Genomic DNA, 13,289 nt, shown 5'->3' on the forward strand with positions numbered 1-13,289 from the left:
GCTATATTTAAGGGCGAAAGGTGGTTAATGATGTGACACAAAAAGATTATCGCATATTACTTTATTATAAATATATTGCTATCGAGGCCCCTGAAGCGTTTGCTGCTGAACATTTGACACTTTGCAACGAAATTGGGCTACTTGGGCGAATTTTAGTTGGCTATGAAGGAATTAATGGTACTGTTTCTGGTACAATTGCTCAAACAGAAGCCTATATGAATCAGATGAAGGCGGACGTTCGCTTCCATGATATTATGTGGAAAATAGATGAAGCAGATGGACATGCCTTCAAAAAAATGCATGTGCGTCCACGTCGTGAAATTGTTCACCTTGGTTTAGAGCAGGATATTAATCCATTAGAAATAACAGGTGATTATTTGTCGCCAAAGGAATTTATGTCACGTATGCAGGAGGACAATACCATTATTATTGATGCACGAAATGATTACGAATTTGATTTAGGTCATTTTCGTGGAGCTATTCGTCCTGATATCGAAAACTTCCGTGACCTGCCTACTTGGATGGATGCACATAAAGAAGAATTTGAGGGCAAACATATTTTGACGTATTGTACAGGTGGCATTCGCTGTGAGAAATTTTCAGGCTGGCTGAAACGTGAGGGCTATGGGGAAAGTGTTGGTCAATTGCACGGTGGCATTGCGACCTATGCGAAAGATCCTGAAGTAAAGGGCCAATTATGGGATGGACAAATGTTTGTCTTTGACCGTCGTCGTAGTGTGCCAATCAATCAAGTTGAACATGTTATTGTTGGGAAAGATTTCTTTACTGGCGAACCTTCTGAACGCTATACAAATTGCGCTAACCCAGCTTGTCATAAATTAATGCTTTGCGAGGAAAAACATGAGGCCTTCTATATGCGTAGCTGTTCGGACGATTGCCGTCGTGCTGAACGTAATTTCTTTGTAGAAGAAAATGATTGGACACCAGCGCAAGTAGAAGAACAAATTGCTAAAATTGCTCAACACCAAGGTCAATAACAGAAAGTGATTCTTCAGCAATTTATCGATTGTCTACGAATCTTTTGTTTTTCAACGCGATGAACACACATCAGCTTACTAAATGATGTGTGTTTTCTTTTTGTGAACGTTTTCATTGTCCTCCTCAAAAACACGAACAATAATTAATGTAAATAACAATAAAGTTCGTTTTAAAAACCATTCCTTGAAATCAATCACGATTATTTTGAAAAATTTTAGAAATATCATTGACAAAGGTGAACAATACCGATTATGATGTTAACTAATTAAATAATAAAAAATATAACGAGGGAGACACACTTAGCGTGAGGGCATCTCAAGAGAGCTGATGGTTGGTGTAAATCAGCGATGTTTACGATTAAGTTCCACTCCTGAATAGATAGGCCGAATATAGTAAGCCTATCCGTCCCATGCACGTTACGCATATAGCTAAGACTGCCTAAAATTGTCGCAATTTTCAGGTAGTGATTAAGGGTGGTACCGCGAACTCATGTTTATTACAGCCTTTCGCCCCTTACGACACAATCTTTGTGTTTGTAAGGCGTGAAAGGCTTTTCATTTTATTTTACTTCAAAACAAAGGAGCTATTAAAAATGACAACTGCAACAAAAACAATTAACGTATTTATCGCCGACCCATTAAGTGAGGATGGTATTTTCCCACTTCGACAAGAACAAAATTTAGACTTGAATATCATTGTTGATACTGGTTTAACACAAGAAGAACTCATCGCCAAAATTTCGGATGTCGATGTATTATTAGTACGCTCTCAAACAACGGTAACACGTGAAGTTATTGAAGCGGCAAAAAATTTGAAATTAATTGGTCGTGCGGGTGTTGGCGTTGATAATATTGACCTTGCCGCTGCTACTGAACATGGCATTATTGTCGTAAATGCTCCAGATGGTAACACGAACTCTGCTGCAGAGCATACGATTGCCATGATGACCTCTCTTGCACGTCATATTCCACAAGCCTTCAACACCTTGAAAAATGGCAAGTGGGACCGTAAATCATATGTAGGAGTTGAATTAAAAAATAAAACATTAGGTGTTGTTGGTTTCGGACGTATTGGCGTGGAAGTGGCTTATCGTGCGAAAGGGCAACGTATGAATATTCTGGCATACGATCCATTTTTAACAGATGAGCGTGCAAAAGAATTAGGTGTGACAAAAGCGACGGTTGAAGAAATTTGTGAAGCGGCGGATTTTATCACAGTGCATACACCACTACTCCCTGAAACACGTAACCTACTGAACAAAGATAAATTTGCCATGATGAAAGATGGCGTACGCATTATTAACTGTGCACGTGGTGGTATTATTAATGAAGACGATTTATATGATGCGATTGTCGAAGGTAAAGTGGCAGGGGCTGCGCTTGACGTATTTGTATCAGAGCCAGCAACAGACCATAAACTACTGACATTACCACAAGTCATTGCCACACCACATTTAGGAGCGTCTACGATTGAGGCACAGGAATCTGTGGCCGTTGATGTTTCAAACGATATCATTAAATTTTATAAAACAGGTACTGTGACAAACCCAGTGAATATGCCATCTATTCCAAAAGAATTACTCGCACAGGTAGAGCCTTTCTTTGAATTAGCTGAAAAACTTGGTGCCTTTTTATCACAAGTAACAGCCGAGCCAGTAAAAGAAATCCATTTATCTTATGCAGGTCAAATCGCCAACTATGATGTTCGCCCGTTAACATCCAATGCACTCAAAGGCTTATTGTCAAAAAATCATGGTAATCATGTCAATGATGTCAATGCTCGTTATTTATCTGAACGTATCGGCATGAAAATTAATGAGCATAAAACAACAACAGCAAAAGGCTTCACAAACTTAATTACGATTGAAGTGAAAACAGCGAATGAGGTACACACTGTCGCTGGAACATTACTAAATGGTTTAGGAGCACGTATTGTGAAAGTTGAAAATTATGTAGTAGACGTTATACCACAAGGTAACCTACTATATATTAAAAATACGGATAAGCCTGGCGCAATCGGTCGTGTAGCAACGAAATTAGCTGAAAAAGATATTAATATCGCTACAATGCAGGTTGGCCGTGCACAGGTAGGCGGAACAGCCGTGATGATGTTAACCGTTGATAACGTGGTCACAGAGGAAGATTTGAATTTTGTTGCACAGCTTGAAAATATTGATGAAGTAAAGGCGATTACACTATAAAATAAATCTAAGTAGCTCTTCGTTTCTTTTGACGAAGAGCTATTTTTATGAATGATTATTCTATAAATTGATACTTTTCTCCAAGTCATTCGTCTTTAAGGATAAGGAGGTGTAGATAGTGACGCTTGAGGAGCTATTTTATTTACATAATCAAACCATTTTCAAATACTTATATTACTTACTCAATGATGAAAAACTAGCGGAGGATTTCACACAGGAAACCTTTACTCGCTTTTTGCATTACGAGAAAAGCATTAAAGCAGGTGCAGAGCTGGCATGGCTACGGCGTACTGCTCGTAATCTTGCCTATGACCATTATCGACGTAAAAGGCTTATTCAATTTGTACCATTTCTACAGGGGCATGAAGAACAAGAGCCGATTTCACCTCATCAATGGCTACTTCAACAAGAGGAGGCTAAAGCGCTTTATCTCGCTATTCGTCAGCTAAAGCTCTCCTATCGAGATGTCATTATTTTACGCAAAATTGAAGGCTTGTCCATTCAAGAGACGTGTGATGTACTCGGTTGGAACGAAGGCAAAGTAAAAAATACACTAAAACGTGCACTAGCCGTATTACAAAAACAGCTTGGAGGTGATTGGGATGACTAAAGAAAAAACATGGCAGCATTTACGAGAATTAGCTCCAACTAAGCAGCAGCAAAATAACATGTTACGTGAAATACGTTTATCTAAAAAAGCAACCTCATGGAAAATTTCAGCCGTATCACTATTATTTATCGCTGTCCTAACAATTTTAGCTTTATCCTTCCTTCAAACACCGTTAGATATAGCAACCACTACGGATGAAGCTAAAGAGATTGCCAAAATATATGTACGAGATAATGATAAGCAAGATCGCTTTCTTGCCAAGGCATCCTGTTTATATGTAGTCGCACAGAAATGTTATAAAAATCAGGATGTATTACTACAATTTCAGCAAGCCATGGCAACTGCAAAGTCTCCTCCACCAATGTCCCTTGTTTTAAAACAGGATGTATTAATTGTTTATACAGATGGCACACAGGAGCAATGGAAAGTTGCAGGGAGATATATGACCAATATTCATACACAACAGGTAATCCAGCTAGAGCAGCCAGTTAGCTCCTTATTATTCGTTTTTCGAGACCAGATGCAGTTACTACTGGGGTATGGTTTCTTGTTTTTATCACATTTTATTTTATGGATAACAAAACATAAAGTGCCACATATTAAACGGCGTGCTTTTGCTGCAAATGTGGAGCATATGATTGCAAATGGTGTGATGCTACTGCTATTTGCAATCCTATTAGCCACTGTTTATTTCCTAACAGCAACACTTCATGCATTTTGGATTTATGGAGCGTTTATTATTTATTCTACTATGCAAGTATACTATCGTAAAAAAGCAGGTGAGCCACGTATCTATATATTAGCATGTGCGCTTAATCAGCTTTGCATCGGGCTAGCATTTACAATACTCTTTTTTGTCTATTGAACCCTTATTGAAATTCTATCCGTCACTTTTATTTAACACACTAAAAAGCCGAACGAAAAAATTTTTTCGTTCGGCTTTTATTCAGTCTATTGTCTGCACAAGCGCTAGTAATGCTGTTAAAGAATCCACTTCATAAGTCGGTGTCACCGTGCCATTAACCGTCGTATGTTCTCGATTAATCCACACATTGCGCATCCCTACACGAGAAGAGCCTAAAATATCGGTATTCAAATTGTCACCTACCATAATGGCTTCATCTGCTGTTACACCTGCTTTTTCCATCACATACTCAAAAATCGTAGCGTCTGGTTTGCCTTTTCCAAAGTCACCAGAAATAATAATATGGTCAAAATATGGTGCAATTTCTGGTGTAATGTCTAGCTTTAAATTTTGCAAACTGGGTGCACCATTTGTTAATAACACAAGCTGGTATTTGCCCTTTAGCGCATCTAACACAGCAAATGTATCCTCATATAAAAATGGTGATGCCTTACGCTCTGCTACAAAACGTTCACCTAGCTCTGCACCTAGTTGCACGTCAGCAATACCAAGTGCAGCTAATCCCTTTGTCCAAGCAGTAGCACGATAGCTTGGTGCAATGTCCTTCATTTTTTGGAAGGAATCTGTTGGGTCATCAAATGTGCCCCAAAGCCCTTCAAATGGATTGATACCAATTAATACCGTATAATCATATGTTTCATAGCTTTCATACAAAGCACGTGCCTCTTTACGCACCGCATCTTCTAACGCCTCTGCACTCACAGGATGAATCGTCGCTGCATAGGTACATGTCTTTTCAAAAGCTACTTGGATTGATTTTTTATCCCATAATAATGTATCATCTAAATCAAAAATAACCGTTTTAATCGTCATAACGTCAGCTCCTACTTTTTATAATCCCCTCCTATATTATCAAAATTTTCAGTCGAGTAGCATCCCATTCACAAATTTACTCAAAATGTTGACGTTTTTTACGCAATCGAGCCATTAAATTTTGCATTGCTGCTCTTTTTTGCGCTGTTTCCTCATGCAAAATTTCCAAATGTTCACCCGTAATCAATACCCGATCGCCCACTTGCACAGGCTGTGTTAAAGAGACAAGCTCCACCAAATGCTCCTCTTCCTCATCAGGATACTTTAAAAACACTGCATAGCCATCCTCAATACGATCTAATGTATATTTAGTCGAGCTCACTAACAATCTCCCCCTTCACATTGCGTAATTGTGCTGCATCACCATCATTGAGCCAAATTTGCTTTGTTGTCCATTGCAAATAATTTTTCCCTTGCTTCGCATTGACACCACTCATCACATAAATCGTTTTGCCTGGCTGTAGCGTGACATTTGGGAAATTAAATACTTGATTTCCTTCAACAGATACAAGCTGCCAACCTTGTAAAGATACCGCTTCACTACTGTTATTCTGAATGCCGACAATCTCTTGCACTAAATCCTTACTAACAATCTCAATACCTCCTGCTACTGGACTAACCTCTGACCATTGCTTACCATTCACTGCATATTTCACACCATCCGTAGCAATCGTAATAGTGCCCATCTCTGCTGTAGCATAAATTTCACTACCCATCGCCTGCAAGCGCTCTACCACCTCTGCATGTGGATGACCATATTTATTATCCTGCCCATAGCTTAAAACCGTAACCTCTGGATGCACCGCTTGAATAAAACTTTCTGAGCTGCTTGTATTAGAGCCATGATGACCTGCCTTTAACACTGTTGCCCTCACATCACGCATGTCTTTTTCTATCGCTATACCTGCATCAGCAGTCAATAAAAAGGACACTTGCCCATACGTTATCTTTAAAACAATGGAGGCATCATTGTTATCGACTGCCTGTTCATCCGCATGTAACACCTTTACTTGAATAGCCTCATCAAATGCGAGCGTGTCACCTGTTTGTGGTACATCATACGGAATATTTTTCGTATCCACTAATGTTAATAATTCCTCAAATGTTTGAGATGTATGTACTTTACCTGAATCATAAAATTGCCCAACCTTCAATGTGCTTAATACAGGAATCAACCCACCAATATGATCAGCATCAGGATGTGTTGCAACAACGATATCAAGTTTCGTCATGCCAAGGCTTTTGATGTATGACACAACATTTTGCCCTGCTCCCTTCACCCCACCATCTACAAGCATCGTTTTACCATTCGGCGATTCAATCAAAATCGAATCCCCCTGTCCAACATCAATAAAATGCACCTTCATCTCATGTCCAGCCGAAACAGGTACTTTCTCTGTTGGCACCATTTCGATACAGCCTGCCAATATAAATAAACAGAGCAATAACCCTAACCATTTTTTCATTACCTTATTTCCTCCAATAGCTTTTGATTTTACTAAATCTCCATCAACTTAAGTTCTCCTATAGTTCAAATTTCTTCTATTATACGCTTTCCCTTTACTTCATCCAATTCAATAGTAAAAGGCAGAAAGAAGGTTTACACCATCTTCCTGCCTTAAAAATAATATTTATATAGTTTTTTCTTCTTTCACATCTGGGAATAGTAATGAGAAGATAACACCAACGATTAAACAAATAAAGAAGGTCGATGCTTTTGCTGATACAATTGCTTCCAATGGCGATAATGACCACGCAATCGCACTAACAAAGCCAACTACAATGGTTGCAACGACACCAACACCTGATACACGCTTCCAGAAAAAGATTAACAAAATAATAACAGAGAACGTATTACCAATACCTGCCCATGCAAAGGATACAAGACTATAAATCACTGAACCAGATTTTAGTGAAATAATAATTCCAACAACACCACTAATTGCTGCTACAAGACGTGATAAATGTACCAAGCCTTTACTTGAAATATTCCAACGCAATGTTTTATGAATAATATCTTCACTAATCGATGTTGTAATGACTAATAGCTGAGAAGAAGCTGTCGACATAATCGCTGCTAAAATCCCCGCTACGATAATTCCTGCTACCCAAGGCGGTAAAATATCAAAAACCATATGTGGTAAAATCATTTCCGCATCCTCTATCGTGCCTTGTTTGTACAATGTAGAAGCAAAAATAGCTGATAAAAATGCACCTACATAGACAACTAATGTCCAAAGAATAGCCATATTCCGCCCTGTTACGCGCTCTTTTTCCGTTGTCATCGCCATAAAACGAGAGCTTAACTGGGGTTGTCCACCTAACCAGCCGAAGAACCATGAAATATTCGTAAATAGCATTGCTCCTAAAGCTAGTCCATTCAAACCACCAACCCAGCTATCTGCACCATTGCCCATATTTGCAAGTTCAGTGGATATACTTAATCCTTGATGTTGAATTTCCATATAGGCTGCAATCGGTACAATTACAAAGGAAATTAGCATTAAAAAGCTTTGAATTGTATCTGTCCATACAACTGACATAAAGCCACCCATACAAGAGTAAAAAATAATTATCACAGCAATAATAATTGTCCCCCATGTAATATTGAGACCTGAGAATGAATAAATCGTTTTACCCATCCCTGAAAATTGCGCTGCTAAATAACATGTAAAGAACAACACCATAACAGCAGAAGCTAGCCAACGAATAATATCTGCGTGCTTTGGAAATTTTACTGCAATATAATCTGTTAAGCTATTTACTTTGTATTTTTGTTGTTCTAGCATAAAGCGTTTTGATAAAAAGAGCCATGATACAACTACTCCTAATAACATGCCTGATAAAATCCATACACCTGATAAACCAGCCATATAAATAAAGCCAATTGCCCCTAAAAACATATAGGCAGACTCACCTGTAGCTCGCTCTGAAAAGGCTAATGCCCATCCTGGTAATTTATTACCTCCAAGAAAGTATTCATTATGTGATAAATCTTTTTTACTAAAATAAATTCCCACTGCAAGCATTGCCAACAAATAGATAATAATTTCTACATAAACAATCGTATGCATCATTTTTCCTCCAATGTACCTCTCTGTTTTAATCCCAAGTGATTCTATCAGATATTATGGGGAAAATTTTCTTTTGTCAATATCCAAAATTATAAAATTGCTGCAAATTGCTTTGAAATTTCTATAAACTTCAATGCCCCTGGTGACAGATGTACACTGTGTTTGAAGGCAATTCCCACCTGTCTACTATAATGCGCATCAAATTTTTTCTTCACCAAGTGTTGAGGAGCATGAACAAGTAAAGAGCTCGGTAAAATGGAAATACCTAAATTTTCGCTGACCATCGTTAAAATAACTTGGTCCACCGATAGCTCATACACAATATTAGGTCGAATTTTATGTTTCGATAACAAACGTGCTACATCGCGGTCAATCGTTCGTCTTGGCATAATCCAACGCTCATTTCTTAACTGTTCAAGCTGCAACTGCTGCTGAGCTACTAATGGGTGGTCCTTTGCCATAATACAAAGCAGTTCATCATCAAAAACAGCTTCAAACTGTAGATGCTTAGAATGTGGTCCCACTAAAAAGCCAATATCGACAACACCTGTCTGTATCCATTGCTCAATTTGATCGTAATCCCCCTCACGTAGCTCTATTTGTAATACGGGATAATGCTGTTCAAAATAGGCGAGCACTTTTGGTAATAATACAAGTGAAACACTAGGCAAAATCCCTACTATCAACGTACCACCTATTAAATTTTTTAAATTGGCCACCTCAGTTTCTAGCTGTTGCTGCTGCTGTAAAATCTTCAAAATATGCTGAAAGACAACCTCTCCGTCTCTCGTCAGCTCAATATGATGGCGATTGCGAATAATAAGGGAAAGTCCAAATTCCTCCTCCAGTTTATGGATTGTATGACTAATAGCTGATTGTGTCAGATTGAGCTTCAAGCCCGTCTCTGTAAAGTTTCCTGTTTCAATAAGTGTTTGAAAAGCTAGATATTGCGCTAATGTTGCCATCCTACTAATCAGCTCCTACTATGATTTTTTTTCATATTTGATTGTTGAATTATTCATTTGATTTATTATAACATGCCATTTTATAATTAATGCAAATTCCAAGTAGATTTATATGATTTGTAGAGGGGGCTAATCTCATGGCTGAAGAAAAACTGATGATGAAGGCATTATCGATGGATGTGATTACAGCAAAAATGTTTACAGAGCTGCATATTGCGATTACAGAGCAGTATGGAGAAGATGGTCGTCAGCTAGTACAACAAGGATTAACAGCATTCGGCTTAAAAGATGCAGAAGTGATGGCAAAAAAAGCGACGGCTGAAGGTGAAAACCATGCCTTTTATGATTATTTGCCGTTTGTTGTAGAAGGCCAAGAAAAATATGCTGATTTAACGATTTATGCTCGTTTTGCTAAAATGTTTGCGCAAATTGCCAAAGCAGTTGTGGATGTCTATGGTGAAGAAGGACAACAAGTAGTGATGCGTGCTGTAGAGCGTTATGGTAATAAACGTGGAAAAGGCATTGCGCAACGTGCACGAACAAATGGCTTAGAAAATAGCATTGAACATTATTTAACAAATTACGATATGGGTCGCAGCACTTTATTTGAAATGGATACAGTTTATAAGCCAAATGAAATTGAGCAAACTTTCACACGCTGTCCATTTGGTCAACAATGGGCTGATGATGATATGGGAGAGTACGGCATATTATATTGTAAAATGATTGACCCTGCCGTTGCAAAAGGCTATAACAAAAACTTTGAAGTCATCCATGATGAATATGTATTACGTGAAGGGCAGTGTCATTTCCAATTCCAAATGAAGGGATAACCTAAATGATTAATGATCATCGACTATTACAGCACCTTGAACAGTTAAGCCAAATTGGATGTAATGACATAACAGGTGGCATAAATCGCTTGTCATTTACTTTAGAAGAACAGCAGGCGATTGAGCTTGTAGCCTCTTATATGCAAGATGCAGGAATGACTGTTTCAGTAGATGCAATTGGCAATATTATCGGCACATATGGCACTGGTCCAGAAACCGTTATGCTTGGCTCACATATTGATACAGTGCCTGAAGGTGGAAAATATGATGGTGCTCTAGGCGTACTTGCAGCGATTGAAGTCGTTCATACTTTACACGAACAGCACATCCGACCTACAAAAAAAATTCAAGTCGTAGCTTTTAAAGACGAGGAAGGCACACGCTTTGGTTTTGGTTTAATTGGCAGTAAGGCAATGGCTGGTCTTTTGACAGATGAGCAGCTTCAACAAACAGATGCACAAGGTATTTCCATTGCTGAAGCGATGACACAATTCGGCTTAGATGCTCAGACAGTCACTCTTGCCAAACGTCATGACATCACTGCTTATTTAGAAATGCATATTGAGCAAGGTAAAGTGTTAGAAAATGAAAATTTACCTGTTGGCATTGTCACTGGGATTGCTGCACCTTTATGGCTAGAAATTACAGTAACAGGTATCAGTGAGCATGCTGGTGCGACACCGATGCCTATTCGCCAAGATGCGCTTACGGCTGCTAGTGAGATGGTGTTAGCAATTGAGCAGCTTGCTAATGATGGAAGCGATTCTGTCGCAACAGTAGGCAAGCTGCATGTGGAGCCAAATGGTGTCAATGTTGTGCCTGGTAAAGTAGTCTTTACAGTGGATATTCGAGATATTGAGCAAGATAAAATTACTGCACTGGAAAATCAAATTTTGCATAAGCTAGCGGACATCGCACAGCGTCGCCATGTACAGTTACAGTACAAAATATTACAACGTGTGCAACCTGCTAAAACAGATACAATCTTGCAACAGCAGCTTGCAGCACGTATTGAGCAACAGGGCATTCGTCCTTATTTTTTAATGAGTGGTGCAGGTCATGATGCGATGAATATTGCGCTTGTTGCACCTATCGCCATGCTATTCGTCCGTTCAAAAGATGGCATTAGTCATAATCCGTTAGAATACACTTCAGATGAAGATATTATAGTGGCTACAAAGATTTTTTATGATACAGTGCTCACATTAATAAAGTAGTAGCAAAAGCCTGCTCCATCTATTTTGACGGAGCAGGCTTTTGATTGTTGAAAAAATTGACCAATTTTGTGACTAACATTACGTTGCGCTACACTTTCGCACAATAAACATTTGTCGATTGTCTACGTAATCTTGTCGAATACTTACGAAGTCGTGTCGATTGCCTATGAACTCTTTCTCCTCTATTACAAAAATGCCGTTGACTTCATTGCTTGAAGTGCGGTTTTTAGGTCAAAGCTTTATACTATAGGAAAGGATGGTGATAGCCTCATGTTAAGTGACAGCCTTCAACAAAAATTAATGGAGACAATTAATGCACATCTGAATCCCGACTTCGTCATTTTGTTTGGCTCATTTGCAAAAGGTATTGTGCGGGAAGATAGTGATATTGATATTGCTTATTTCGGTGACAAGCAACTATCATCTTATGAACGTTTTCTATTAGCAGGGGAACTGGCAACACTCGTAGGTCGAGAAGTTGACTTAGTCGATATTAAACAAATTGATACTGTATTCACTATGCAAATTTTTTCTGAGGGCACACCGATTTATATTCAGAACAACAATGAATTCATACGTCAAAAAATGCGTGCTTATAGTATGTATGCCACACTAAGTGAACAACGTACATCCATTGTTGATGCTATCAAAGAGAGAGGAAGTATATTTGGAGATGAATGATGTTATTTTAAATAAAGCCACTACTATTGAGCGATGTGTGAAACGTATTCATGAGGTGTATCAAGATAATCCTGAAAATTTAACGGATTTCACGAAGCAAGATAGTATCATTTTAAATATTCAACGTGCTTGTGAGGCAAGTATTGATTTAGCCATGCATATTGTAAGTGAGCGTAAGCTAGGCATACCGAAAGCAAGTCGTGAGGGGTTTACGCTCTTACAAGAGGTGGGGCTAATTGATGCGGATTTAGCAAAGATTATGATGAATATGGTTGGCTTCCGCAATATTGCTGTTCATGATTACCAAGCATTAGAGCTTACTATTTTAGAAGCCATTTTAGATAAACACCTTGATGATTTTAAAAAGTTTACGAAGGTCATTTTGCAGCTTGAAGCATGACAAAAATGATTCTACTGACTTCGTACCACATATAAAAGTGACCAATTTTACTGGGTGAAAATTGGTCAACTAAGCATTAAAGCATTTCTCTGATATACAGTATTGGATCAAATAAAAAAACAAGAATGCTACTATAAACATTCTTGTTTTACATATATTTTTAAAAGTATTGATTGCTAAATTTTATGCATTTGATAGCGTTTTTATATAGTTTAAGATGTTGTCAATATTTTCTGAATTATATTCAGCCTCGGATAAAAGATAGTATCCACTTTCAGAAAAATCAATGTGACCAAGTAAACTTTTTAAGTATGGAGAAATTAAAACCACAATGCCATCATTTCCTAATAATTCCTCTGGCGATTCATAGCCATGAGTAACTTCTACATTAAAAGAACTCAAATTATTCTCTTTCAATGAATTTTCTATATTCTTTTTTAATCTCGTGGACTTTTTCTTAAAAGAGAATCCCTCTCTATCTAAACCTGTTGCAAATCCCCTAAACCCCATTGCTAATTTTGGATAAATATAGATTGTTTTCATTATAATCACCCTTTCAAAAAATTATGACC

General features: G+C 38.1%; 14 protein-coding genes. 8 read left to right on the plus strand and 6 right to left on the minus strand.

From position 1 onward, the window contains the following. The first annotated feature begins 32 nt into the window (after nucleotides 1-32). The 4 genes from trhO (at nucleotide 33) to OPF91_RS15275 (ending at nucleotide 4,674) form a co-directional block, all read left to right on the plus strand. A complete protein-coding gene (gene trhO, locus OPF91_RS15260; RefSeq protein ID WP_264989780.1) occupies nucleotides 33-998 on the plus strand; it encodes an oxygen-dependent tRNA uridine(34) hydroxylase TrhO in 966 nt (321 codons plus the stop codon). 593 nt (nucleotides 999-1,591) lie between these two features. Beyond that, nucleotides 1,592-3,199: a phosphoglycerate dehydrogenase gene (gene serA, locus OPF91_RS15265; protein WP_264989781.1), complete on the plus strand. Its 1,608-nt coding sequence runs from the start codon at nucleotides 1,592-1,594 to the stop codon at nucleotides 3,197-3,199. 118 nt (nucleotides 3,200-3,317) lie between these two features. Further along, nucleotides 3,318-3,809, plus strand: coding sequence for an RNA polymerase sigma factor (locus OPF91_RS15270; protein ID WP_264989783.1), 492 nt, complete (start codon nucleotides 3,318-3,320; stop codon nucleotides 3,807-3,809). Further along, nucleotides 3,802-4,674 (plus strand): hypothetical protein, encoded by an 873-nt coding sequence (locus OPF91_RS15275; RefSeq protein ID WP_264989785.1) that lies wholly within the window; start codon nucleotides 3,802-3,804, stop codon nucleotides 4,672-4,674. Before OPF91_RS15270 ends, OPF91_RS15275 begins: the two co-directional genes overlap by 8 nt. 81 nt (nucleotides 4,675-4,755) lie before the next feature. On the opposite strand, the gene OPF91_RS15280 is transcribed toward OPF91_RS15275, so the two are convergent. The 5 genes from OPF91_RS15280 to OPF91_RS15300 all read right to left on the minus strand — a co-directional run bounded on the left by OPF91_RS15280 (nucleotide 4,756) and on the right by OPF91_RS15300 (nucleotide 9,586). Next, on the minus strand, nucleotides 4,756-5,547 hold the full coding sequence (locus OPF91_RS15280) for an HAD family hydrolase (RefSeq protein WP_264989787.1): 792 nt from the start codon (nucleotides 5,545-5,547) through the stop codon (nucleotides 4,756-4,758). 76 nt (nucleotides 5,548-5,623) lie between these two features. Next, nucleotides 5,624-5,869: a DUF3006 domain-containing protein gene (locus tag OPF91_RS15285; RefSeq protein WP_264989788.1), complete on the minus strand. Its 246-nt coding sequence runs from the start codon at nucleotides 5,867-5,869 to the stop codon at nucleotides 5,624-5,626. Beyond that, complete coding sequence (locus OPF91_RS15290; RefSeq protein ID WP_264989790.1) at nucleotides 5,856-7,013, minus strand: MBL fold metallo-hydrolase; 1,158 nt, start codon at nucleotides 7,011-7,013, stop codon at nucleotides 5,856-5,858. The genes OPF91_RS15285 and OPF91_RS15290 overlap by 14 nt, the downstream gene beginning before the upstream one ends. Before the next feature lie 165 nt (nucleotides 7,014-7,178). Further along, nucleotides 7,179-8,621 carry a sodium/proline symporter gene (locus tag OPF91_RS15295; RefSeq protein ID WP_264989791.1) on the minus strand — a complete coding sequence of 481 codons (1,443 nt, stop codon included), beginning with the start codon at nucleotides 8,619-8,621 and terminating at the stop codon, nucleotides 7,179-7,181. An 89-nt stretch (nucleotides 8,622-8,710) separates the two neighbouring features. Continuing rightward, nucleotides 8,711-9,586 (minus strand): LysR family transcriptional regulator, encoded by an 876-nt coding sequence (locus OPF91_RS15300; protein WP_264989793.1) that lies wholly within the window; start codon nucleotides 9,584-9,586, stop codon nucleotides 8,711-8,713. A 137-nt stretch (nucleotides 9,587-9,723) separates the two neighbouring features. On the opposite strand from OPF91_RS15300, the gene OPF91_RS15305 reads away from it, so the two are divergent. The 4 genes from OPF91_RS15305 (at nucleotide 9,724) to hepT (ending at nucleotide 12,717) form a co-directional block, all read left to right on the plus strand. Then, on the plus strand, nucleotides 9,724-10,419 hold the full coding sequence (locus OPF91_RS15305; RefSeq protein WP_264989795.1) for an L-2-amino-thiazoline-4-carboxylic acid hydrolase: 696 nt from the start codon (nucleotides 9,724-9,726) through the stop codon (nucleotides 10,417-10,419). 5 nt (nucleotides 10,420-10,424) lie between these two features. Next, nucleotides 10,425-11,636, plus strand: coding sequence for a Zn-dependent hydrolase (locus tag OPF91_RS15310; protein WP_264989797.1), 1,212 nt, complete (start codon nucleotides 10,425-10,427; stop codon nucleotides 11,634-11,636). A gap of 270 nt (nucleotides 11,637-11,906) precedes the next feature. Further along, nucleotides 11,907-12,317: a type VII toxin-antitoxin system MntA family adenylyltransferase antitoxin gene (gene mntA / locus OPF91_RS15315; RefSeq protein WP_264989798.1), complete on the plus strand. Its 411-nt coding sequence runs from the start codon at nucleotides 11,907-11,909 to the stop codon at nucleotides 12,315-12,317. Further along, on the plus strand, nucleotides 12,310-12,717 hold the full coding sequence (hepT, locus tag OPF91_RS15320) for a type VII toxin-antitoxin system HepT family RNase toxin (RefSeq protein WP_264989837.1): 408 nt from the start codon (nucleotides 12,310-12,312) through the stop codon (nucleotides 12,715-12,717). The genes mntA and hepT overlap by 8 nt, the downstream gene beginning before the upstream one ends. A 183-nt stretch (nucleotides 12,718-12,900) precedes the next feature. Here the strand turns inward: hepT and OPF91_RS15325 are convergent, their stop codons facing one another. Next, entirely contained in the window at nucleotides 12,901-13,260 is a 360-nt protein-coding gene (locus OPF91_RS15325; RefSeq protein WP_264989800.1) for a hypothetical protein, read from the minus strand. Nucleotides 13,261-13,289: the final 29 nt, after the last annotated feature.

Origin of the sequence: Lysinibacillus piscis, from assembly GCF_026012395.1 — a bacterium.
GTDB classification, from domain to species: domain Bacteria; phylum Bacillota; class Bacilli; order Bacillales_A; family Planococcaceae; genus Lysinibacillus; species Lysinibacillus piscis.

Excerpts from the sequence above, each read along its gene's own strand:
- serA (WP_264989781.1), top strand. The coding sequence starts at position 1,592 with ATGACAACTGCAACAAAAACAATTAACGTATTTATCGCCGACCCATTA.
- OPF91_RS15275 (WP_264989785.1), top strand. The coding sequence starts at position 3,802 with ATGACTAAAGAAAAAACATGGCAGCATTTACGAGAATTAGCTCCAACT.
- OPF91_RS15280 (WP_264989787.1), bottom strand. The coding sequence starts at position 5,547 with ATGACGATTAAAACGGTTATTTTTGATTTAGATGATACATTATTATGG.
- OPF91_RS15290 (WP_264989790.1), bottom strand. The coding sequence starts at position 7,013 with ATGAAAAAATGGTTAGGGTTATTGCTCTGTTTATTTATATTGGCAGGC.
- OPF91_RS15295 (WP_264989791.1), bottom strand. The coding sequence starts at position 8,621 with ATGCATACGATTGTTTATGTAGAAATTATTATCTATTTGTTGGCAATG.
- OPF91_RS15300 (WP_264989793.1), bottom strand. The coding sequence starts at position 9,586 with ATGGCAACATTAGCGCAATATCTAGCTTTTCAAACACTTATTGAAACA.
- OPF91_RS15305 (WP_264989795.1), top strand. The coding sequence starts at position 9,724 with ATGGCTGAAGAAAAACTGATGATGAAGGCATTATCGATGGATGTGATT.
- OPF91_RS15310 (WP_264989797.1), top strand. The coding sequence starts at position 10,425 with ATGATTAATGATCATCGACTATTACAGCACCTTGAACAGTTAAGCCAA.
- mntA (WP_264989798.1), top strand. The coding sequence starts at position 11,907 with ATGTTAAGTGACAGCCTTCAACAAAAATTAATGGAGACAATTAATGCA.
- hepT (WP_264989837.1), top strand. The coding sequence starts at position 12,310 with ATGAATGATGTTATTTTAAATAAAGCCACTACTATTGAGCGATGTGTG.
- OPF91_RS15325 (WP_264989800.1), bottom strand. The coding sequence starts at position 13,260 with ATGAAAACAATCTATATTTATCCAAAATTAGCAATGGGGTTTAGGGGA.